We start from the raw sequence: 23,418 nt of genomic DNA, 5'->3' as shown, positions 1-23,418 counted from the left end.
ATAAGAAAAACCCCACCAAACATTGTAATTAATTTCAGACACGTTATTTTATTGCGGTCCTGGTTTCATCATACAATTTCAATTTAGCCGATTTGGCTCATCTGATGTTGAGCTACGGTGTTTTTTCATATTCCTGGAGTTGGGTATGAAGCTTTGCAGCAAAGAAGCTTGTGTTGTTGTATTAACGGAGAAGGATGTTTGGTTAAGGATTAACGGTAAAGAAGCCATCAGTTTAAAAGCTAATCATATGGCACTGGTGGCATGCGATAATAATATTATCGATTTTTCATCACTTAATAACGCATTGGTCGTACATATTAGCCGCGATATCATTAAAGACTATCTGCGCTTTTTAAATAAAGACCTTTCACAGATCCCACTCTGGCAACGCAGTGCCAGCCCAGTAATGACCTCAGCGTGTCTGACGCCGGATGTCTTCAGGGTGGCTGCCCAACATAGCGTAATGGACACAGTGAACGAAGCTGAAAGAGAGCGTACGCGCTCGCTACTGTTCACGGTGTTATCACGCTTTCTCGACAGCAAAAAGTTTATCTCTTTGCTCATGTATATGCTGCGCAACTGTATCAGCGACAGCGTTTATCACATTATTGAGAGCGATATACATAAAGACTGGAATTTAAGCATGGTTGCCAGTTGCTTATGCCTGAGTCCCAGTTTGTTAAAGAAAAAGCTCAAAAGTGAAAATACAAGTTACAGCCAAATAATTACCACCTGTCGCATGCGATATGCCGTCAATCAATTACTGATGGACGGCAAAAACATTTCCCAGGTCTCTCAACTATGTGGATATAACAGTACCTCATACTTTATCTCCGTATTCAAAGAGTTCTATGGGATGACGCCTCTGCATTATGTTAGTCAACATAGGGAGCCATCCGCCGCCTGATTTTTAATCAGTTAGCGATAAGCCATAATAATATCAGCATTAGCGATACCCCAGCTCCGCCATCATTAAACAGACTTTTGACGAGGTATGATAAGGCGTCATTTATCCTTATCAGGAGTTAGAAAATATGTCGACGGATGCTGATGCTCACAAAGTGGGCTTAATCCCCGTCACCCTTATGGTGTCGGGGAATATTATGGGTTCCGGTGTATTCCTGCTACCCGCAAACCTTGCGTCAACTGGCGGGATTGCAATCTACGGATGGTTGGTCACGATTATCGGTGCTCTGGCACTGTCGATGGTGTACGCCAAAATGTCGTCCTTAGACTCCAGTCCCGGTGGTTCTTATGCTTATGCCCGCCGCTGCTTCGGTCCTTTTTTGGGCTACCAGACCAACGTGCTGTACTGGCTGGCCTGCTGGATTGGTAACATCGCCATGGTGGTCATTGGTGTCGGTTACCTGAGCTACTTCTTCCCCATCTTAAAAGATCCGCTGGTCCTGACGCTGACCTGTGTCGTAGTACTGTGGATCTTCGTATTACTGAACATTGTCGGACCGAAAATGATCACCCGCGTGCAGGCCGTCGCAACGGTACTGGCACTGGTACCAATTGTCGGGATTGCCGTCTTCGGCTGGTTCTGGTTCCGCGGTGAAACCTATATGGCGGCCTGGAACGTCAGCGGCATGAACACCTTCGGCGCGATTCAAAGCACTCTGAATGTTACCTTATGGTCCTTTATCGGGGTAGAAAGCGCCTCCGTCGCGGCTGGCGTGGTTAAAAACCCCAAACGTAACGTACCTATCGCCACCATGGGCGGCGTGCTGATTGCCGCTGTTTGCTACGTGCTCTCCACCACCGCGATCATGGGTATGATCCCTAACGCGGCGCTACGTGTTTCAGCCTCTCCGTTCGGTGATGCCGCACGCATGGCGCTGGGTGACACCGCAGGGGCAATTGTCTCCTTCTGTGCTGCGGCTGGGTGTCTTGGTTCTCTGGGCGGCTGGACGCTGCTTGCCGGGCAAACCGCCAAAGCCGCAGCCGATGACGGCCTGTTCCCACCGATTTTTGCCCGCGTGAACAAAGCCGGTACACCAGTGGCCGGGTTAATTATCGTCGGCATTCTGATGACCATCTTCCAGTTCAGCAGCATGTCGCCGAACGCAGCGAAAGAGTTTGGTCTGGTCTCTTCGGTCTCCGTTATCTTCACCCTGGTGCCGTATCTGTACACCTGCGCCGCGCTGCTGCTGCTCGGCCATGGTCACTTTGGTAAAGCACGCCCGATGTACTTACTGGTGACCTTTATCGCCTTTGTCTACTGCATCTGGGCGGTTGTCGGTTCCGGAGCCAAAGAAGTGATGTGGTCGTTCGTCACGTTGATGATCATCACCGCGCTGTACGCACTGAACTACAACCGGATCCATAAAAACCCGTATCCACTGGATGCCCCGGTAAACAATAACTAACACCAACAATCGTCGTGGCCCGATGGCGTAAGTTCATCGGGCCAACGTTCTCCCACCGCTCTTCGAAAAATCAACATTAAGAACTTAAGGTTGGCTTAATTTTACTTTGAGAGGATTTGCGCCACATAGTCGATGGAACCCCCCTTAATGTTAAAGCTCTTGTTTAAAAGGCCCACTCTCGGGCTAATCAGCTGGCTTCTGCTGATCTCATTTTATCTTGCGACCTTCCTGAACATTGCGTTCTATAAACAAGTGCTGCAAGACCTGCCTCTGGACTCTGTGCGTAACGTGCTGGTGTTTTTATCAATGCCGGTGGTCGCGTTCAGCGTCATGAACATTGTGCTGACACTGGCCTCATTCCTGTGGCTTAATCGCCTGGTGGCGTGCATTTTCATTCTGGTTGGCGCATCGGCCCAATATTTCATCATGACCTACGGCATCATCATCGACCGCTCAATGATCGCCAATATGATGGACACCACCCCCGCCGAAACCTTTGCTTTGCTGACGCCACAACTGCTCATCACGCTCGGGGTGAGCGGCATTCTGGCCGCACTTATTGCCTGCTGGGTAAAAATCAAACCGATCACGTCTGTCATGCGCAGCATACTGTTCCGTGGCGCGAACATTCTGATCTCCGCACTGCTGATCGTGCTGGTCGCTGCGTTCTTCTATAAAGATTACGCTTCACTGTTTCGCAACAACAAAGAACTGGTGAAATCCCTCAGTCCATCCAACAGCATTGTGGCGACGTCATCCTGGTATTCACACCAGAGGCTGGCCCACCTGCCGCTGGTACGCATTGGCGAAGATGCACACCGCAATCCGTTGATGGTGAAAGAAAAGCGTAAGAACCTGACGATTGTGGTTCTCGGCGAGACTTCACGTGGCGATAACTTCTCGCTGTCAGGCTATTCGCGCCAGACCAACCCGCTGCTGGAAAAAGATAATGTGGTCTATTTCCCCCGCACAACGTCCTGCGGAACGGCAACGGCAGTATCAGTACCCTGCATGTTCTCGGATATGCCACGCGCGCACTACGACGAAGAACTGGCGCAGCATCAGGAAGGCGTGCTCGACATTATTCAACGGGCGGGAATTAACGTTCTGTGGAACGATAACGACGGCGGCTGCAAAGGGGCTTGTGACCGGGTTCCACACCAGAATATGACTAAGCTGAACCTGCCGGGGCAGTGTATTGACGGTGAATGCTACGATGAAGTCCTGTTCCACGGGCTGGAAGAGTACATTAATAACCTGAAAGGCGACGGCGTGATTGTGTTGCATACCATCGGCAGCCACGGTCCGACCTATTACAACCGCTATCCTGCGCAGTTTAAGAAATTTACACCAACCTGCGATACCAACGAAATCCAGACCTGTTCACAGCAACAGTTGGTCAATACTTACGACAACACTATTCTTTACGTTGACTATATTGTTGATAAAGCAATCAATATACTGAAAGAGCACCAGGATAATTTCACCACCAGCCTGGTCTATCTTTCCGATCACGGCGAATCCTTAGGGGAAAATGGCGTCTATTTGCACGGCCTGCCGTATTCGATTGCACCTGATACGCAAAAACATGTGCCGATGCTGCTGTGGCTCTCCGAGGATTATCAGCAACGCTATCAGGTCTCTCAGACATGTTTGCAAAAACGGGCAAGCTCAGAAGATTTCTCACAGGATAATCTCTTCTCGACCCTGCTGGGATTAACGGGCGTACAAACACAGAAATACCAGGCAGCAGATGATATTCTGCAACCCTGCCGGGGAGGCTAAACCAATGAAAATTCTGATTGTTGAAGACGATACGTTGTTATTACAGGGACTGATACTCGCCGCGCAAACAGAAGGCTACGCCTGCGACGGCGTATCCACGGCCCGTGCAGCGGAGCAGTGTCTGGAGAGCGGACATTACAGCCTGGTAGTCCTCGACCTGGGCTTACCGGATGAAGACGGCCTGCACTTTCTGAACAGAATCAGACAGAAAAAATACACCGTGCCGGTACTTATCCTCACCGCCCGCGACACGGTGAAAGACCGGGTCAGCGGGCTGGACGTGGGGGCCGATGACTATCTGGTCAAACCGTTCGCACTGGAAGAACTGCACGCCCGCATCCGGGCGCTGCTGCGTCGGCATAACAATCAGGGGGAAAGTGAACTCATTGTCAGCAACCTGACGCTGAATATCGGTCGGCGCCAGGTGTGGATGGACGGGCAAGAGGTTATCTTAACGCCAAAAGAATACGCACTCCTGTCGCGCCTGATGCTCAAAGCGGGCAGTCCGGTACACCGGGAAATTTTGTATAACGACATCTACAGCTGGGATAACGAACCGTCGACCAATACGCTGGAAGTGCACATTCACAATCTGCGCGACAAAGTCGGAAAATCTCGCATCCGCACGGTCAGGGGATTTGGCTATATGCTGGTTGCCACTGAGGAAAGCTAAGTGAAGCTGCTGCAATATCTAAAACAACCGCTCCCGCTTCGTCATCGCCTGATGCTGACGATTGGCCTTATTCTGCTGGTCTTTCAGCTGATTAGCACCTTCTGGTTGTGGCATGAAAGTACCGAGCAAATACAGTTATTCGAACAGGCATTGCGCGAAAATCGCAACAACGATCGCCACATCATGCATGAGATCCGCGAGGCCATCGCCAGTCTGATCGTCCCCGGCATCTTTATGGTCAGCCTGGCGCTGCTGATTTGCTACCAGGCAGTGCGACGTATTACTCGTCCGCTGGCAGATCTGCAAAAAGAGCTGGAGGCGCGGGCAGCCGATAACCTGACCCCGATTGAAATTCACAGCTCAACCATTGAGATCCAGGCGGTTGTCTCCGCGCTCAACGACCTGGTAACGCGGCTAACCAGCACGATTGAAAACGAACGCTTATTTACCGCCGATGTCGCTCACGAACTGCGCACACCGCTGTCAGGCGTGCGCCTGCATCTGGAATTATTATCCAAAACCCATAAGGTCGATGTTTCGCCGCTAATTGCCCGCCTGGATCAAATGATGGACAGCGTGTCGCAACTGCTGCAACTTGCCCGCGTCGGACAGTCGTTTTCGGCGGGGAGCTACCAGCATGTCAAACTGCTGGAGGATGTTATTCTGCCCTCCTACGATGAACTCAGCACCATGCTGGACCAACGTAAACAGACGCTGCTCCTGCCACAAAGCGCGGCGGACGTTATCGTGCCTGGTGATGCTACGCTGTTGCGGATGCTACTACGAAATCTGGTGGAAAACGCGCATCGTTACAGCCCGGAAGGCACCCATATTACAATTAGCCTGAACACAGAGCATGATGCCGTCCTTGCCGTCGAAGATGAAGGGCCGGGCATTGATGAAAGTAAATGTGGGGAGTTGAGTAAAGCGTTTGTGCGTATGGACAGCCGCTTTGGCGGAATTGGACTGGGGCTGAGCATTGTCAGTCGCATCACCCAGTTACATCAAGGGCATTTCTATTTGCAAAATCGCCAGGGAGCCAACGGCACTCGCGCATGGGTGAAATTGGCGAAAATTCAGTAAGAGCTCACCCATACATACAAAAAGCTGCTGACGATCAGCAAACTGCACACGGTGGTCAAACTTTCATAAATACGGGTTTTCATGACACTCTCCTCCGAAACTATGGAGGAGAGTTTGCCTGAAGGATATTAAGCCAACCTTAAGGCCACGCGCCGGATGGCGGCTGACGCCTTATCCGGCCTACAAAGTACAATGCTACCCGTAGGCCTAAAAGCTTCGTGCCATCAGGCAATGACACGATTACTCATCAATACGCGGATGCTGCTGCACCAGACGCGTGCGCTTAACCTGTAGCTCAGCAATTTCCTGATCGATATCTTCGATTTTCTGTTCAATGTTATCGTAGTGTTCGCCGAGGATCTCTTTCGCTTCCTGAATATCCGAAGCGGCAGGCGTGGCCCCTTTCAGCGGCTGATTGGCGGTCTCTTTCATGGTCACGCCGGTAATTAAACCAATCACCGCAATCACCATCAGATAATAAGCAGGCATCATCAGATTCTGCGAGCTTTCCACCAGCCATGCGGCCAATGTCGGAGTCAGACCAGCAATCAATACCGAGATATTAAACGCGGCGGCCAGTGCACTGTAGCGAATATGCGTCGGGAACATCGCCGGTAACGTGGACGCCATCACCCCGGTAAAGCAGTTGAGGATCACCGCCAACATCAGCAACCCGGCGAAAATCAGACCGATAACATTACTGTTAATCAGGATAAATGCCGGAATCGCCAGCACAAACAGCGCAATACTGCCCATGATCACAAACGGACGACGCCCGAAGCGGTCGCTGAGCAACCCCATAATCGGCTGCACAAACAGCATACCAATCATGATGGCGATAATAATCAACACACCGTGGTCTTCGGAGTAATGCAGGTTATGCGACAGGTAGCTCGGCATATAGGTGAGCAGCATGTAGTAGGTGACGTTGGTAGCAATCACCAGACCAACACATGCCAACAAGCTGCGCCAGTGCTTAGTCGCAATCTCTTTAAACGAAACCTTCGGACCTTCCTGTAGACCCTGACGATCGCCCTGCTCCAGTTTATCCACGTGCTGCTGGAACGCCGGCGTCTCTTCCAGCGCATGACGCAGGTACAGACCAATCAGCCCTAACGGTAGCGCCAGGAAGAACGGAATACGCCAGCCCCAGTCAAGGAAATTTTCCTCGCCGACGACGGTTGAAATCAGAACCACCACGCCCGCACCCAGCACAAACCCGGCAATCGAGCCGAAGTCCAGCCAACTGCCCATAAATCCACGCTTACGGTCCGGCGAATATTCCGCGACAAAAATCGACGCCCCGGTGTACTCTCCGCCGACCGAGAATCCCTGTGCCATCTTACACAGCAGCAGCAGAATCGGCGCCCAGATACCAATTGAGGCATACGAGGGAATAAGACCGATACAGAAGGTACTTATCGACATAATCACAATGGTGATAGCCAGTATCTTCTGACGACCGTATTTATCGCCGAGCATACCGAAGAACAATCCGCCAAGCGGTCGAATCAGAAAGGGAACAGAGAAGGTGGCGAGTGCAGCAACCATCTGCACGCTGGGGTCAGCCCCCGGGAAGAACACTTTACCTAATGCGTAAGCAACAAATCCATAAACACCAAAATCGAACCATTCCATCGCATTACCTAACGACGCTGCGGTAATGGCTTTTCGCAATTTACCGTCATCAATGATGGTAACGTCGCGCAGCGTTATCGGTTTTATTTTTTTCCTTTTTAGCATACTCGTCCTCATAGACTTAGCCCTGTCACGCTCCAGTTCGAATCCCCCAACGCCCATGCGTCAAGGTCATCACCGAGCGGGGAACGCACAGGCGCATTCCCTGTAACAAGCGTAGCAGGTTTACTTACACTGACGAGAAACGCACAGTACAACCGAACCTGTTGACGCCTGATTGGGCGGTTAATGACCTCTTTACCCTAACAGCGTTTAAATTTGTGATCAACTTCACATATAGTTTTTCATTTCGTCAACATGCGTAAATTAGGTCATTCTTAGTCATCTTTTTTACATGTAACGCTTGCGATTTACTGACAATTAAATACAAGAATAAATCGCTTTATTGCACCAACAATCACAGCGGTCATTATTATTCTGCTAGCAAAAAAAACACCTAATCCCTTCACAAAAAGATCACAGCTTTTTTAATAATCAGAGTGACCGGGAACTTTTGCTCGGAATATGTGATGAAGATAACTAAAACACCGTTTTATTTTGATTGAATCGATGTTCCCATGAATGCAAACTAATTCCAGACGCAATATCCCTGGGAGCAGCAACACGCTCAACGTATGCCGCGTTAGATTTTATAAAACAAAGAGATAGCGATTTCCTTTGTTAAGAGAAACCAGTAACCATTTGAATTTATTAATTTTTACCCTCTTGCGCTAGTATTAGCGGCGACAAGACATGAGGACGTTTATGAAAATTAAAGCCACGATTGAACGCATCCCCGGTGGAATGATGTTGATTCCTCTGTTATTAGGCGCAGTGTTAAATACGTTAGCTCCGGATACCGGTGCGTATTTCGGTTCGTTTACCAAAGGAATGATCAGCGGAACGGTACCGATTCTGGCAGTGTGGTTTTTTTGTATCGGCGCATCTATTGATTTACGGGCAACCGGCACGGTATTACGCAAGTCCGGTACGCTGGTAATAACCAAAATAGCCGTGGCGTGGGTAGTGGCAATGATTGCGGCTTCATTCATTCCTGATACCGGTATTCAAACCGGGTTTTTTGCAGGCCTCTCAGTTTTGGCAATTGTCTCCGCAATGGACATGACCAACGGTGGTTTGTACGCCAGCCTGATGAACCAGTACGGCACCAAAGAAGAGTCTGGCGCATTTGTGTTGATGTCTCTGGAATCCGGCCCGTTAATGACCATGGTGATCCTCGGCTCCGCGGGTCTGGCCTCCTTCGAGCCACACCATTTCATCGGCGCGGTATTACCGTTCCTGATTGGCTTTACATTAGGCAACCTGGATCATGACCTGCGTTCTTTCTTCAGCAAAGCCACTCCGGTGCTGATCCCGTTCTTCGGCTTCGCGTTGGGTAACACCATTAACCTGAGCGTAATCGTTGATACCGGTCTGCTGGGTATCCTGCTGGGTGTCGCGGTTATCGTCATCACCGGTATCCCGCTGATTATTGCAGACCGTGTTATTGGTGGCGGGAACGGTACGGCAGGCGTAGCAGCCTCTTCAGCAGCAGGCGCTGCGGTAGCAAACCCGGTGATTATCGCCCAGATTAACCCGGCGTTCGAACCGGTTGCCGCATCCGCTACGGCGCTGGTTGCCGCCAGCGTAATTGTCACCGCCATTCTGGTGCCGATTATCACCGCGCTGTACGCCAAACGTTTTAATAAAAACCTGGTCGCCAACGAAACGGTGTCCACCCCGGCAGACTCTCTGCACCACTAACTCTGTCTTAGCCACACTGACCGTCCCTGCTCAATTGATGAGTGGGGACGGTGCAAAAATCTCCTCAACCATCGCATCAGCCAGTCGTTTCGCCGAACACAATCGCGGCATTCCTAACGCCACATTTTGCCAACGCTGCGTCACCGACCAGCTCACCGGATGACGCTGCGCATCGCACCAGTCGCCTAACCAGCTCAGCATATCGTTATACTCGCCCGATCCGCCGACAACTGGCGTGCTGAGCCAATGATGATAGTAATGACGCGTAGCAGGCGCCGCATTCACGCTGTCCGCCAACGCCTGAGCGGCCATGGTTCGCAGGTTGTCTTTTAGCATTAACACCACATCGGCATTCGCTAACCGGCAGGCGTCACCGAAGGCTCCCCAGCGCAACTCCTCCAGCGCAACAAAACAGCGTCCAGGTAACGACCAACCGTCATATGCGCCAGCCCGCCAGCGGGTAAAAATTTGTTCGCTGTGTTCGCCCGCCTGAACCGTCAGGCCACGCTGGGTCAGCGCCTTCTCTTTATACGCAGCGCGTTGGGTAAACCAGTCAGTCAGTGAATTTATTTGTTGTAAAAGACCGGGGGTTGAAAGCCCACGCGGGTGTTCGGTTTGTTGTAAAAACTTCAGCCCTTCGGCAATACGCACCAGCGCCAGATGGCCTGGGTCGATCATGCCCGCCAACTTTTCTACCAGCTTAAGACGCATCACCAGATGCTCGCTGGACACTCCCGCCATCACCCACGCCCGCAGTTGTGTCTGGGATAACACCTCCTGCGTCAGACGCGCGCGCAGCCGCTGCTGCTGTTGCAGAAAACCGCCGGAACGTTTGGTTTCATCTCCCTGAACCAGATCGACCATAAACTTCGGGTAGACACACTCCAGCGTCCTCCCGGGGCCTTCCAGTAAAACGTTAGTCATGTGTGCTCGGTTGCAAAAAGGGTATTGATATCGTCACGCAGCAAACGGGAATCTTCATAAAGCCATGCCGCAATCGTAATGCGCTGCTGCAATTGCTCATTCATTGCATTCACCGCGGATTCATTTTGTTGGCGTAGCGTCAGACTCTCACTCAGGCTCGCCTGCAATTGCGCCAGACACAGTGAAAAATCTGCAAAAAACGTGGCCATGCCTGCCGTAACGGAAATATCGACCTGAGCAACTAAAGCTTTACGAATTTGTTGGCAAAACTGGGAGACATACTGCACAAGGTTCTTATGCAAAGCGCCCATATCAATGAGATAACGCGTTTTTGTTTCGACGTAATCATTCCATCCCCAGTTGGGTTGATTTAGCCAACGAGAGAAAGTGTCACGCACCGCACCACCAGTAGACGGTGGATTTTCCACCGGGATATCCTGTTCAATGGCTTCGTTAAACAATTGGCGGGTATTGAAATTAAACATCGCTGTATGGAACGCTGGAAAACGGATCCGCGCACGAAAACCGGCGTGGTTTAGCTCCTCTTTCACCCTTTGCTCAATTGGCCGCATCGCGTCATTTAGCGCCCGGGAGAGCGTCGACTCAAGCTGTTCAAAACGCAGGGCTAAGTCACGGCTGATGCTTTCCTGCGCCGCCAGCAATACCCCCTCACAGGACGAGCGAATTTTATCTAACACAATTTTCGCCTGGCCTTCATCGTGCAGCACCAGCATTTCTCCGGCCATTTCTGCCGAGGAGACGCCAGCTCCCAGGCTATGTTGTGACATCATCAGGACGTTTTCTTTGATAAAGAAGGTGTTGATACCGCAAAGAATCTCGGTTTGTTGCTCTCTGAGATAGGCTGCAGCAGCCTCCAGCGCCAGTTCTACTTCATGGCTGACTTCATCGCTCACCCGCCCCTGGCTCACTTCTAACTGCTGCATATCCTCTTCAATATGCGTGATGTTCAGCCGCAGTTTGTCATAGGCGACCGTTAACCCGTGGGCACGAAACTCCAGATATTCGTGCACGCTTTGCGCATAGTTCAATAACTTATGTGACGCTGAGCGTAGCGCATACAGCGATGCATTGGCGTAAGCGGCGTGAATCACTTTCTGGATAGGCTGTTCAAACAGCGAGTCTTCCCACAACAGGTCGGCGGCATGGCGGATATGCTCCGTATCTTCAAGATCGGTGGTGCGCCAGCGTCTGCCAAGCGCCGCTTCGGCAAAATCCTGCACCCAACGTTGCACCTGATGATCCGGCAGTCGCCCGCGGGCCGTCAGCTCATGACGCGCCCTGTTTGCCAGATAGCCCCACATTGAGGAAACCGGATAGATTCTCTCAGGGGCAATGCCACCTTGCATCAACGTGCCAGAAATCAACGCCCGCACCTGCTCTTCATCGTCACTGTTGCGGTCTTTCTGATCGAACTTGTTCACCAGCGCATACAGCGGTACTGACTTGCCAACCGCCATAATCGCCTGACGCACTTCCTCATCAGAAATCGATTTCAATTGGGTGTAATCCAACACCGCCAGCACCGCAGAGGCCCGTACCAGCTGTTCATTAAGCATTTTTTGTAAGTGCGGTTGTCCCGCCTCGTTCGGCCCCGGCGTATCCAGCAACGTTAATTGCCCTAGGTAGCTTGCTTGTCCGGCCAAATGGACAAACTCAACCTCAATAACCGGAATATGCTCAATCGCGGCATAGGCAGCAAAAGGAAAATCAACATCCAATGCTTTTGACAGGCGCACCAGGTCGTTCAGGCTTTTAAGGCAATGGAAAATAGGCTGTGCGCCAAGATAATACCGTTCAAATGCCACGCCGTTTTCAATATGCTGCAGCAGGACATTCATATCCTTGTCAATTTCCAGGGTCTGCGTAAGACGCAGGCGATCGCACTCGCGCACACGCTGCTGTAAAACCTTCATTAAGGCATCAATCGGCGCGACATGTGAAAAATGCAGGACCGGCTCTTTCTGCCCCGGCGTATGACGAATTAGCGTTGGTAACGCCGTCATGGGGCGATTACGATTAGGTAAAACTTCTGTCCCTACAATCGCGTTAATCGTCGTCGATTTTCCCGCTTTCATCGTGCCAACAATCGCCAGCACCATTTCCAGACGCGTAATCTTGCGCAACTCATTATTGAGCGTTGCTTGCTGGACATCCATGCCACGCGCGCTGAAATGCAGGGGCTGAACAACCTGACTGCTATGCTCTCCTTGTTTTAGCGCGACATCATCCAACGACGTCATGGGCAATTTTTGCAATTGCCTGAGATGTTCAAGCGAGAGCATCAGCAAGCGTTCCGCTTCCTGACTTAATTCATATATTGTCTGTGTGTGCATGGAAAATCTTTCCTTAACGCAAATAGCATTGCTTTTATTTAGCCCAATCGTTTTATTTATAGATTTTTTGGCTTTTATAATTACGTGTGGAAATAATTAAAATCAAAACAACCAATTGATATTATTAAAATAAGTTTGGCGTACAACCGCTGGCCTGAAACCTCTCACTTATGTAATAAGTAAGAAAGATAAACAGCGTAGTTCAGTTTTAAAAAATGCCAGCTTAATCCCCCTACTAAAATTAAGGGGGATTGAGATATTCAATCACAATGACTTAGACATCCCTAGGCGATGTTACCTATGAATATCAGATATTTCGCCTCACCTTATCTTAAATAACCTGACGTAGCAATTTCCCTTAAAAAATATTACCCCATACTTTCATTGAGGTAAAAGCAAAGGGTCTTTACAGCAGATCATTTGCATAATCACGCAGTAGTCCCGACAAAAGCAGGGATTTTATGTATAATTGCGGCCTTTTTCGGCAATCTGCCATTTTTTGGGCGCATTTGCCCCTGCTGACTTTTGAGGAAATCCACATGTCATTACCACACTGCCCACAATGCAACTCCGAATACACTTACGAAGATAACGGCATGTTCATCTGCCCGGAATGCGCGCACGAATGGAACGATGCTGAACCGGCACAGGACAGCGACGAACTGATCGTTAAAGATGCCAACGGCAACCTGCTGACCGACGGCGACAGCGTTACCGTCGTGAAAGACCTGAAGGTAAAAGGTAGCTCTTCCATGCTGAAGATCGGTACCAAAGTGAAAAACATTCGCCTGGTTGAAGGTGACCACAACATCGATTGCAAAATCGATGGCTTTGGCCCAATGAAGCTGAAATCTGAGTTTGTGAAAAAGAACTGATGCAAATTGCCTGATGGCACTACGCTCATCAGGTCTAGACCAGCTCATCTGCCAGGCGGGAAGCTCATACTTCCCGCCTGGTTTATTTATGCAGACGATAACTACACTTAACTGGTTTCTTTTACCTGAGGTAAAGATTATGCCGTTAAGTCCCTATATCTCCTTTGCAGGCAACTGCGCTGACGCTATCGCCTACTATCAAAAAACGTTAGGCGCTGAACTGCTCTACAAAATCAACTTCGGTGAAATGCCCAAATCGGCGCAGGATAGTGAAGATGGTTGCCCTTCAGGCATGAAATTCCCCGACACCGCCATCGCCCACGCCAACCTGCGCGTTGCGGGCAGCGACATCATGATGAGCGATAGCGCCCCGGACGGAAATGCTCACTACTCTGGCTTTACGCTGGTGCTCGACACGCAAAACGTCGATGAAGGCAAACGCTGGTTTGATAACCTGGCAGCAAACGGAAAAATCGAAATGGACTGGCAGGAAACCTTCTGGGCCCACGGTTTCGGTAAAGTGAGCGACCAGTATGGCGTGCCGTGGATGATCAACGTCGTCAAACAACAGCAACCCCCTACAGAGTAATCCAACGGGAGGCCAGCCCTCCCATACTGTCATCAAATAGCGCTCAACTCTTCATCATCGAGTAACTATCCCTTAACGAAAACGTCACATTGATCCGCCACGATGGGGCCACTTTTTTAGGGAGGCCGCAGCATGCAAACGATTATTCGCGTCGAAAAACTCTCCAAGTCCTTCAATCAACATCAGGCGCTCAATGCGGTTGATCTGAATATCTGTTCCGGTGAGATGGTGGCTCTGCTTGGGCCGTCCGGCTCCGGCAAATCCACCCTTTTACGTCATTTAAGCGGTTTGATCGTCGGTGATAAATCACCCGGTAGCCGCGTCGAGCTGCTGGGCCGCACCGTTCAACATGAAGGCCGCCTAGCGCGCGATATCCGCAAAAGCCGCGCCCACACCGGCTACATCTTCCAGCAGTTCAATCTGGTGAACCGCCTGACAGTGCTGGAGAACGTCCTGATTGGCGCGCTCGGCAGCACGCCGTTCTGGCGCACCTGTTTTAGCTGGTTTACCGCTGAGCAGAAACAGCGTGCATTACAAGCGTTAACCCGCGTTGGCATGGCGCACTTTGCATACCAGCGTGTTTCCACGCTTTCGGGCGGACAACAGCAGCGCGTCGCAATCGCCCGCGCGCTGATGCAGCAGGCCAAAGTGATCCTTGCCGATGAGCCGATTGCCTCACTGGACCCGGAATCCGCCCGCATCGTGATGGACACCCTACGCGACATCAACCAGACCGACGGCATCACCGTGGTCGTCACGCTGCATCAGGTGGATTACGCCCTGCGCTACTGCGAACGCATCGTCGCGCTGCGCCAGGGCAACGTCTTCTTTGATGGCAGCAGCCAGCATTTTGATAACGATCGTTTTGACCATCTTTACCGCAGCATGAACCGCGTCGAACAGAACGCGCAGGCTGCATAGTTCTAAAAAACCAGGCGTTATTGGCGCAGCCAGGCTGGAGACGGCCAGCGCGGAAAAACCGGAGCGTACACGCAGTACGTGAGGATTTTGAGCACTGCCCGGATTCAGGCTGGCAAGTGAAATAGCCTGGAACAATGACTAATTAAGGAAACGACATGAGCTATAAGACAGTTGCCGCGCTGGCCTTCACCAGCATGTTTAGCGTCAGTACCTTGTTAAGCCCGGCGCATGCCGAAGAGCAAGAAAAAGCGCTGAACTTTGGCATTATTTCGACCGAGTCACAGCAAAACCTGAAGCCGCAGTGGGAACCGTTCCTGAAGGACATGGAAAAATCGCTGGGCGTGAAAGTGAACGCCTTCTTCGCCCCGGACTACGCCGGGATCATCCAGGGCATGCGCTTTAACAAAGTGGATATCGCCTGGTACGGCAACCTCTCGGCAATGGAAGCGGTGGATCGCGCTAACGGGCAAGTGTTTGCCCAGACCGTCGCCGCCGACGGATCCCCGGGTTACTGGAGCGTGTTGATCGTTAACAAAGACAGCCCGATCAATAACCTGAACGATCTGATCGCCAAACGTAAGGATCTGACCTTCGGCAACGGCGATCCCAACTCAACGTCAGGCTTCCTTGTTCCCGGCTACTACGTCTTTGCCAAAAACAACATCTCCGCGAGCGATTTCAAACGCACCGTTAACGCCGGACACGAAACCAACGCCCTGGCAGTCGCCAACAAGCAGGTCGATGTCGCCACCAACAACACCGAAAACCTCGACAAGCTGAAAACTTCCGCGCCGGAAAAGCTGAAAGAGTTAAAGGTGATCTGGAAGTCACCGCTGATCCCGGGCGATCCGATCGTCTGGCGTAAAAACCTCTCCGAAACCACCAAGGACAAGGTGTACGACTTCTTTATGAATTACGGCAAAACGCCGGAACAGAAAACCGTACTGGAACGCCTTGGATGGGCACCGTTCCGCGCCTCCAGCGATCTGCAACTGGTGCCGATTCGCCAGCTGGCACTGTTTAAAGAGATGCAGGGTGTGAAGGACAACAAAGGGCTGAACGAGGAAGAGAAAACCAGCAAAACCTCGGCGTTGAAAGCGCAGCTCGATGACCTTGACCGTCTGACAGCCGCACTGGGCGCCATGACCAGCGTCACCAAAGCAGTGCAGTAACCCTGGTGCCCGGTGGCGCTTCGCTTACCGGGCCTACGGTATTTTGTAGGCCGGATAAGACGCCTGCGCCGCCATCCGGCAATAACCTATGCACGGAGCTAAACATGCAAACCATCACCGTCGCCCCGCCCAAACGTAGCTGGTTCTCGCTGCTGAGCTGGGCCATTCTGCTCGCCGTACTGGTGGTCTCGTGGAAAGGTGCCGAAATGGCTCCGCTCACGCTGATCGAAGATTCCGGCAATATGGCAACCTTCGCCGCCGACTTCTTCCCGCCGGATTTCAGCCAGTGGCAGGACTATCTCGGTGAAATGGCCGTCACCCTGCAAATTGCCGTCTGGGGGACCGCCCTCGCCGTTGTACTGTCGATTCCCTTCGGCCTGATGTGCGCCGATAACCTGGTGCCGTGGTGGATTTACCAGCCGATGCGTCGCCTGATGGACGCCTGCCGCGCCATCAATGAAATGGTCTTCGCGATGCTATTCGTGGTCGCCGTCGGGTTAGGGCCATTCGCCGGGGTGATGGCACTGTTTATCCACACTACCGGGGTACTCTCCAAGCTGCTTTCCGAAGCGGTAGAAGCCATTGAGCCGGGTCCGGTAGAAGGTATTCGCGCCACCGGAGCCAACAAAATTGAAGAGATTCTGTACGGCGTTCTGCCACAGGTCATGCCGCTGCTTATCTCCTACTCACTGTATCGCTTTGAATCCAATGTTCGCTCGGCCACGGTAGTCGGCATGGTGGGCGCAGGTGGTATTGGCGTGACCTTATGGGAAGCGATTCGCGGCTTTCAGTTCCAGCAAACCTGCGCCCTGATGGTGTTAATCATCGTCACCGTCAGCCTGCTGGATTTCCTTTCCCAGCGTTTGCGTAAGCACTTTATCTGATTAGCGAGGCATTGATTGCTATGCACTTGTCTACACATCCGACCAGTTATCCAACGCGTTATCAGGAAATTGCCGCGAGACTTGAGCAGGAGCTACGTCAACATTATCGCTGCGGTGACTATCTGCCCGCCGAGCATCAGCTTGCCGCGCGCTTCGAGGTAAACCGCCACACCCTGCGCCGCGCCATTGACCAGTTGGTTGAACGCGGTTGGGTTCAGCGTCGCCAGGGAGTCGGCGTACTGGTGCTGATGCGCCCGTTCGATTACCCGCTTAATGCCCAGGCACGCTTTAGTCAGAACCTACTGGACCAGGGCAGCCACCCCACCAGCGAAAAACTGCTGGCGGTGCTGCGTCCGGCCTCCAGCCACATTGCCGATGCGCTCAGCATAAACGAGGGCGATAACGTGATTCACCTGCGCACCCTGCGTCGGGTTAACGGGATCGCACTGTGCCAGATCGACCACTATTTTTCCGACCTCACGCTGTGGCCGCTGCTGCAAGGCTTTAACAGCGGCTCACTGCACGACTATCTGCGCCAACAATCAGATCTGACGCTGCTGCGCACGCAAACGCGCATCAGCGCCCGCCGCGCGCAGGCCAAAGAGAGCAAGGTGCTGGAAATCCCCAATATGGCGCCGCTGCTGTGCGTGCGCACCCTGAACCACCGTGAAGGCGAAGAACACGCGGCGGAATACTCCGTCAGCCTGACCCGCGCCGACATGATCGAATTCACTATGGAGCACTGAATGCATTTCGATACCGCCACCCGCCAGCGCTGGATGCGCGCGCTGGCTTACAGCAATGCCGATGCCCTGAACGCCCGCATCAACGCGCTCAAACTGACGCCGGACTATGAACTTATCCGCGCGCCGGAAAGCGGACTGATGCAGATCCAGGCCCGTATGGGCGGTACCGGTAACCGCTTCTTTGCCGGTGACACCACGCTTACCCGCGCAGTGGTACGCCTGAAGAGCGGCACGCTGGGTTACAGCTACCTGCTGGGACGCAACAAACAACATGCCGAGCAGTGCGCGGTAATTGACGCGCTACTGCAGGAACAAACGCATTTCCAGAACCTAATGGAAACCTTAATTGCCCCGCTGGAAGCGGAACGCGATGCGCTGATTAACGCACGCTGTGCCGAAGTCAACGCCAGCCGGGTCGACTTCTTCACGCTGGTACGCGGAGATAACGCATGACCTTACAGACCGCATTTAATTTACCCGTTCAGGATGCTCAGCAGAGCTTTCGTCGCCTGCTGAAAGCCATGAGCGAACCGGGCGTAATCGTCGCCCTGCATCAACTGAAACACGGCTGGCAGCCGCTGGGTCTGGCGACCACCAGCGTGCTGCTGACCCTGGTCGATGGCGACACGCCGGTCTGGCTGGCGCCGTCGGTGGATAACGATATCGCCCGGCAGAACCTGCGTTTTCACACCAACGCGCCGCTGGTGGATCAGCCGCAGCTGGCGGCCTTTGCCGTCGCCGACGAACGTATCAGCAGCGAACAGCTTAACGCCCTCTCCGCCGGTTCCGCCGTCGCGCCAGAGACCAGCGCCACGCTGATTGTGCAGGTCTCTGGCTTAAGCGGCGGACGCATGCTGCGTCTGACCGGCGCGGGCATCGCCGAAGAGCGCATGATCGCGCCACAGCTGCCGGAATGCCTGATTCACGAACTCACCGAACGCCCGCATCCGTTCCCACTGGGGGTCGATCTGATCCTCACCTGTGGCGAACGCCTGCTGGCTATTCCGCGAACCACCCATGTGGAGGTGTGCTGATGTACGTCGCCGTCAAAGGGGGCGAAAAGGCGATAGCCAACGCCCACGCCCTGCAGGAAAACCGACGCCGGGGCGATGAGACCATTGCTGAACTGAGCGTGGCGCAAATCGAACAGCAGATGAACCTGGCTGTTGATCGGGTGATGACCGAAGGTGGCATCGCTGACCGCGAACTGGCTGCACTGGCGCTCAAACAGGCCAGCGGCGATAACGTCGAGGCCATCTTTTTGCTCCGCGCCTACCGCACTACGCTGGCAAAGGTAGCTGTCAGCGAACCGGTTAACAGCGCAGAAATGCGTCTTGAGCGCAGAATCTCCGCGGTCTACAAGGATATTCCCGGCGGGCAGCTGTTGGGTCCAACCTATGACTATACCCATCGCCTGCTGGATTTTACCTTACTGGCCAATGGCGAAACCCCGCCTCTGCGCAGCGCAGACGGCGCGCAGGATGCCTCCCCGCACGTCTTTTCCCTGCTGGCGAACCAGGGCCTGGCTAAACGTGAAGAGGATGATGGCGCAACACCCGACGACATCACCCGCACGCCGCCGGTTTACCCCTGCTCACGCGCTTCACGTCTGCAACAGTTGATGCGCGGTGACGAGGGATATTTGCTGGCGCTGGCCTACTCCACCCAGCGCGGCTACGGGCGCAACCACCCGTTTGCCGCCGAAATCCGCAGCGGCTATGTGGCACTGGAAACCGTACCGGAAGAGCTGGGATTTGCGGTGAGCGTCGGCGAACTGCTGATGACGGAATGTGAAATGGTCAACGGATTTGTCGCGCCAGAAAATGAATCCCCCCATTTTACCCGCGGCTACGGGCTGGTGTTCGGTATGAGCGAACGTAAAGCGATGGCGATGGCGCTGGTGGACCGCGCCCTACAGGCAGCCGAATACGATGAAACGGTCACAGGACCGGCGCAGGACGAAGAGTTCGTGCTGGCGCATGCGGATAACGTCGAGGCGGCGGGTTTTGTTTCGCACCTCAAACTTCCCCATTACGTCGATTTCCAGGCCGAACTGGAACTGCTCAAACGCCTGCAACAGGAGGCCACCTGTGACCACTAACCTCTCCGGCTACAACTTTGCCTATCTTGATGAGCAGACCAAACGCATGATCCGCCGCGCAATTCTGAAAGCGGTAGCGATCCCCGGTTACCAGGTACCGTTTGGCGGACGTGAAATGCCGATGCCATACGGATGGGGAACCGGCGGTATTCAACTTACCGCCAGCGTGATTGGCGAGCCGGACGTGCTGAAAGTGATTGACCAGGGCGCGGACGACACCACTAACGCCGTATCGATTCGTAATTTCTTCAAGCGTGTGACCGGAGTGAATACCACTGAGCGTACGGAAGATGCGACGCTGATCCAGACCCGCCACCGCATCCCGGAGACGCCGCTGGTGGAAGATCAAATAATCATCTTCCAGGTACCGATCCCCGAGCCGCTACGCTTTATCGAACCGCGTGAAACGGAAACTCGCACGATGCACGCGCTGGAAGAGTACGGCATCATGCAGGTGAAACTGTATGAAGATATCGCCCGCTTCGGTCATATCGCCACCACTTACGCCTATCCGGTGAAGGTCAACGACCGCTACGTCATGGACCCGTCGCCCATCCCGAAATTCGACAATCCGAAGATGGACATGATGCCAGCCCTGCAACTGTTTGGCGCAGGCCGCGAAAAACGCATCTATGCCGTTCCACCTTACACCCGCGTGGAAAGTCTCGATTTCGACGATCACCCGTTTACCGTGCAGAGCTGGGATGAACCTTGTGCCATCTGCGGCTCAACCCACAGCTATCTCGATGAAGTGGTGCTCGATGACAGCGGCAAACGCATGTTTGTCTGCTCCGACACCGATTACTGCCGCCAACAGAGCGAGGCCCTCAGCAAATGACGCAACCGCTGCTTTCAGTCAACAACCTGACCCATCTCTACGCGCCGGGCAAGGGCTTCAGCGATGTCTCTTTTGACCTGTGGCCAGGCGAAGTGCTGGGTATCGTCGGCGAGTCCGGTTCTGGCAAAACCACGCTGCTGAAATCGATCTCTTCACGGCTGACGCCGCAGAGCGGTGAGATTTTGTATCAGAACCGTTCGCTGTACGGCATGAACGAGGCCGACCGTCGCCGTCTGCTGCGCACCGAATGGGGCGTGGTGCATCAGCATCCGCTGGATGGCCTGCGCCGTCAGGTCTCCGCAGGCGGCAATATCGGCGAACGCCTGATGGCCACTGGCGCGCGTCACTACGGCGATATCCGCGCCACCGCGCAGCGCTGGCTGGAGGAGGTGGAGATCCCTGCCTCGCGTATTGACGACCTGCCAACCACTTTTTCCGGCGGTATGCAGCAGCGCCTGCAGATCGCCCGCAACCTCGTCACCCATCCCAAACTGGTGTTTATGGACGAACCCACCGGCGGGCTGGACGTTTCGGTACAGGCCAAACTGCTGGACCTGCTGCGCGGCCTGGTGGTGGAACTGGATCTTGCAGTGGTCATTGTCACCCACGATTTGGGTGTGGCGCGTCTGCTGGCAGACCGTTTGCTGGTGATGAAGCAGGGTCAGGTGGTGGAAAGTGGATTAACCGACCGCGTGCTCGACGACCCGCACCATCCGTACACCCAGTTGTTGGTGTCGTCCGTTTTGCAAAATTAAACATCGGATGCCGGATGGCAGCTTACGGGGCGCTGTTTGTAGGCCGGATAAGCGCAGCGCCATCCGGCAATAAGAACCATGAGGCTCAAATGATTCGCGTTGAAAACGTCAGTAAAACTTTTGTCCTGCATCAGCAAAACGGCGTGCGTCTGCCGGTGCTGCAAAACGCCACGCTGGAAGTGAAAAATGGCGAATGCGTGGTGCTGCACGGTCACTCGGGTAGCGGCAAGTCCACGCTGCTGCGATCGCTGTACGCCAACTATCTGCCGGATGAAGGACACATCCACATTCGCCACAGCGATGAGTGGGTCGATCTGGTGCAGGCCCCGGCGCGCAAAGTGTTGGAAGTTCGCCGTTCAACCATCGGCTGGGTAAGCCAGTTCCTGCGCGTAATCCCGAGGATTTCCGCGCTGGATGTGGTGATGCAACCGCTGCTGGATCTGGGTGTCTCCCGTGAGGAGTGTGCAGCCAAAGCGGCTAACCTGCTTACCCGCCTGAACGTGCCGGAGCGGCTGTGGCATTTGGCACCGTCGACCTTCTCCGGTGGCGAACAGCAGCGCGTCAACATCGCCCGCGGATTTATCGTCGATTACCCGATTCTGCTGCTCGATGAACCCACCGCCTCGCTGGACGCCAAAAATAGCGCCGCCGTCGTCGCATTGATTGAAGAAGCAAAAGCCCGCGGCGCAGCAATTGTCGGTATTTTTCACGATCAAACCGTGCGCGACCGCGTAGCGGATCGTCTGCATCTGATGGGAACAACAGCATGATTATCAATAATGTAAAGCTGGTACTGGAAGATGACGTGGTGCAAGGATCGCTGGAAATCGAGGGCGGGGTCATTCGCGCCTTTGCTGAAAGTCCGAGCAGCCTACCTGAGGCGCTGGACGGCGAAGGCGGCTGGCTGCTGCCAGGGCTTATCGAGCTGCATACCGATAATCTCGACAAATTTTTTACCCCGCGCCCGAAGGTAGATTGGCCTGCCCACTCGGCGATGAGCAGCCACGACGCGCTAATGGTCGCCAGCGGCATTACCACCGTGCTGGACGCAGTGGCGATTGGCGATGTGCGCGACGGTGGTGACCGTCTGGAAAATCTGGAGAAGATGATCAACGCGGTGGAAGAGACGCAAAAGCGTGGGGTCAATCGCGCCGAGCACCGCTTGCACCTGCGCTGCGAGCTGCCGCATCACACTACCCTGCCGCTGTTTGAAAAACTGGTCGGTCGTGAGCCGGTGACGCTGGTGTCGCTGATGGATCATTCCCCCGGCCAGCGTCAGTTCGCCAATCGTGAGAAGTACCGCGAGTATTATCAGGGCAAGTATTCGCTCACCGACGAGCAGATGGCCCGTTATGAAGAAGAACAGTTAGCGCTGGCTGCGCGTTGGTCACAGCCCAACCGCACGGCGATTGCCCAGATGTGCCGTGAGCGCCAGATTGCGCTGGCGAGCCATGACGATGCCACCTGCGATCATGTGCTGGAATCGCATCAACTTGGCAGCGTGATCGCCGAATTTCCCACAACTTTCGAAGCCGCCGATGCCTCACGCCAGCATGGCATGAACGTGCTGATGGGCGCACCTAACATCGTGCGCGGCGGTTCTCACTCCGGCAACGTGGCGGCACATAGGCTGGCTGAGCTGGGGCTGCTGGATATTCTCTCCTCCGACTACTACCCCGCCAGCCTGCTCGATGCGGCATTTCGCGTAGCGGATGACGACGCTAACCGCTTTACGCTGTCGCAGGCTATTCGTCTGGTGACCCGCAATCCGGCGCGGGCCTTAAATCTCGACGATCGCGGCGTTATTGCCGAAGGTAAACGCGCGGATCTGGTGCTGGCGCATCGCAAAGGCGGCAACATCCATATCGACCACGTCTGGCGTCAGGGCAAAAGGGTATTCTGACT

At 53.7% G+C, this 23,418-nt stretch carries 23 protein-coding genes; 19 read left to right on the top strand and 4 right to left on the bottom strand.

What is annotated here, in order from left to right; all coding sequences use genetic code 11:
- Positions 1–145 precede the first annotated feature (145 nt).
- The 5 genes from OGV74_RS00640 (at position 146) to pmrB (ending at position 5,913) form a co-directional block, all read left to right on the top strand.
- Complete coding sequence (locus tag OGV74_RS00640) at positions 146–907, top strand: AraC family transcriptional regulator (protein WP_003031855.1); 762 nt, start codon at positions 146–148, stop codon at positions 905–907.
- 127 nt (positions 908–1,034) lie between these two features.
- Positions 1,035–2,372, top strand: a complete 1,338-nt coding sequence (adiC, locus tag OGV74_RS00635) for an arginine/agmatine antiporter (RefSeq protein WP_003031853.1) — start codon at positions 1,035–1,037, stop codon at positions 2,370–2,372.
- 147 nt (positions 2,373–2,519) lie between these two features.
- Entirely contained in the window at positions 2,520–4,157 is a 1,638-nt protein-coding gene (gene eptA / locus OGV74_RS00630) for a phosphoethanolamine transferase EptA (RefSeq protein ID WP_003031851.1), read from the top strand.
- Between the two features lie 4 nt (positions 4,158–4,161).
- A complete protein-coding gene (gene pmrA, locus OGV74_RS00625; protein ID WP_003031849.1) occupies positions 4,162–4,830 on the top strand; it encodes a two-component system response regulator PmrA in 669 nt (222 codons plus the stop codon).
- Complete coding sequence (pmrB, locus tag OGV74_RS00620; protein ID WP_057064004.1) at positions 4,831–5,913, top strand: two-component system sensor histidine kinase PmrB; 1,083 nt, start codon at positions 4,831–4,833, stop codon at positions 5,911–5,913. It abuts the gene before it with no gap.
- Here the strand turns inward: pmrB and pmrR are convergent.
- Both pmrR and proP read right to left on the bottom strand, forming a co-directional pair.
- Positions 5,907–5,996, bottom strand: coding sequence for an LpxT activity modulator PmrR (gene pmrR / locus OGV74_RS00615; protein ID WP_008321468.1), 90 nt, complete (start codon positions 5,994–5,996; stop codon positions 5,907–5,909). The two genes, pmrB and pmrR, sit on opposite strands and share 7 nt — an antisense overlap.
- Before the next feature lie 157 nt (positions 5,997–6,153).
- On the bottom strand, positions 6,154–7,656 hold the full coding sequence (gene proP, locus OGV74_RS00610; protein ID WP_003031844.1) for a glycine betaine/L-proline transporter ProP: 1,503 nt from the start codon (positions 7,654–7,656) through the stop codon (positions 6,154–6,156).
- 699 nt (positions 7,657–8,355) lie between these two features.
- Here proP and kdgT point away from each other — a divergent pair.
- A complete protein-coding gene (gene kdgT, locus OGV74_RS00605; protein ID WP_003031841.1) occupies positions 8,356–9,354 on the top strand; it encodes a 2-keto-3-deoxygluconate transporter in 999 nt (332 codons plus the stop codon).
- 30 nt (positions 9,355–9,384) lie between these two features.
- Here kdgT and OGV74_RS00600 read toward each other — a convergent pair whose 3' ends face one another.
- Together OGV74_RS00600 and crfC are read right to left on the bottom strand one after the other, a co-directional pair.
- Positions 9,385–10,278: a diguanylate cyclase regulator RdcB family protein gene (locus OGV74_RS00600; protein WP_008321467.1), complete on the bottom strand. Its 894-nt coding sequence runs from the start codon at positions 10,276–10,278 to the stop codon at positions 9,385–9,387.
- The gene (crfC, locus tag OGV74_RS00595; protein ID WP_086504816.1) at positions 10,275–12,632 is read right to left on the bottom strand and encodes a clamp-binding protein CrfC; all 2,358 of its coding nucleotides are present in this window, start codon (positions 12,630–12,632) and stop codon (positions 10,275–10,277) included. Before crfC ends, OGV74_RS00600 begins: the two co-directional genes overlap by 4 nt.
- A gap of 539 nt (positions 12,633–13,171) precedes the next feature.
- Here crfC and OGV74_RS00590 point away from each other — a divergent pair.
- The 13 genes from OGV74_RS00590 to phnM all read left to right on the top strand — a co-directional run bounded on the left by OGV74_RS00590 (position 13,172) and on the right by phnM (position 23,416).
- Positions 13,172–13,507 carry a zinc ribbon domain-containing protein YjdM gene (locus OGV74_RS00590; protein ID WP_032950769.1) on the top strand — a complete coding sequence of 112 codons (336 nt, stop codon included), beginning with the start codon at positions 13,172–13,174 and terminating at the stop codon, positions 13,505–13,507.
- A gap of 139 nt (positions 13,508–13,646) precedes the next feature.
- Positions 13,647–14,096: a VOC family metalloprotein YjdN gene (gene yjdN / locus OGV74_RS00585; protein ID WP_003031832.1), complete on the top strand. Its 450-nt coding sequence runs from the start codon at positions 13,647–13,649 to the stop codon at positions 14,094–14,096.
- 132 nt (positions 14,097–14,228) lie between these two features.
- Positions 14,229–15,017: a phosphonate ABC transporter ATP-binding protein gene (phnC, locus tag OGV74_RS00580; protein ID WP_003841124.1), complete on the top strand. Its 789-nt coding sequence runs from the start codon at positions 14,229–14,231 to the stop codon at positions 15,015–15,017.
- Between the two features lie 155 nt (positions 15,018–15,172).
- Positions 15,173–16,189, top strand: coding sequence for a phosphonate ABC transporter substrate-binding protein (gene phnD, locus OGV74_RS00575; protein WP_003031828.1), 1,017 nt, complete (start codon positions 15,173–15,175; stop codon positions 16,187–16,189).
- A gap of 104 nt (positions 16,190–16,293) precedes the next feature.
- Positions 16,294–17,073, top strand: coding sequence for a phosphonate ABC transporter, permease protein PhnE (gene phnE / locus OGV74_RS00570; protein WP_003841119.1), 780 nt, complete (start codon positions 16,294–16,296; stop codon positions 17,071–17,073).
- Between the two features lie 20 nt (positions 17,074–17,093).
- A complete protein-coding gene (gene phnF, locus OGV74_RS00565) occupies positions 17,094–17,819 on the top strand; it encodes a phosphonate metabolism transcriptional regulator PhnF (RefSeq protein ID WP_032948348.1) in 726 nt (241 codons plus the stop codon).
- Positions 17,820–18,272 (top strand): phosphonate C-P lyase system protein PhnG, encoded by a 453-nt coding sequence (phnG, locus tag OGV74_RS00560; protein ID WP_003031825.1) that lies wholly within the window; start codon positions 17,820–17,822, stop codon positions 18,270–18,272. It abuts the gene before it with no gap.
- Positions 18,269–18,853, top strand: a complete 585-nt coding sequence (phnH, locus tag OGV74_RS00555; protein ID WP_003841109.1) for a phosphonate C-P lyase system protein PhnH — start codon at positions 18,269–18,271, stop codon at positions 18,851–18,853. The genes phnG and phnH overlap by 4 nt, the downstream gene beginning before the upstream one ends.
- Positions 18,853–19,920: a carbon-phosphorus lyase complex subunit gene (locus OGV74_RS00550; RefSeq protein ID WP_032948345.1), complete on the top strand. Its 1,068-nt coding sequence runs from the start codon at positions 18,853–18,855 to the stop codon at positions 19,918–19,920. The genes phnH and OGV74_RS00550 overlap by 1 nt, the downstream gene beginning before the upstream one ends.
- Before the next feature lie 46 nt (positions 19,921–19,966).
- Entirely contained in the window at positions 19,967–20,758 is a 792-nt protein-coding gene (phnJ, locus tag OGV74_RS00545; protein ID WP_224774781.1) for an alpha-D-ribose 1-methylphosphonate 5-phosphate C-P-lyase PhnJ, read from the top strand.
- Entirely contained in the window at positions 20,755–21,513 is a 759-nt protein-coding gene (gene phnK / locus OGV74_RS00540) for a phosphonate C-P lyase system protein PhnK (protein ID WP_003844769.1), read from the top strand. Before phnJ ends, phnK begins: the two co-directional genes overlap by 4 nt.
- Positions 21,514–21,602: 89 nt before the next feature.
- Positions 21,603–22,283 (top strand): phosphonate C-P lyase system protein PhnL, encoded by a 681-nt coding sequence (gene phnL / locus OGV74_RS00535; protein WP_003841104.1) that lies wholly within the window; start codon positions 21,603–21,605, stop codon positions 22,281–22,283.
- On the top strand, positions 22,280–23,416 hold the full coding sequence (gene phnM / locus OGV74_RS00530) for an alpha-D-ribose 1-methylphosphonate 5-triphosphate diphosphatase (RefSeq protein ID WP_003031811.1): 1,137 nt from the start codon (positions 22,280–22,282) through the stop codon (positions 23,414–23,416). Before phnL ends, phnM begins: the two co-directional genes overlap by 4 nt.
- Positions 23,417–23,418: the final 2 nt, after the last annotated feature.

This window comes from Citrobacter sp. Cf116 (assembly GCF_030336505.1).
Taxonomy (GTDB): Bacteria; Pseudomonadota; Gammaproteobacteria; order Enterobacterales; family Enterobacteriaceae; genus Citrobacter; species Citrobacter freundii.
This window is presented reverse-complemented; position numbering and strand designations above follow the sequence as displayed.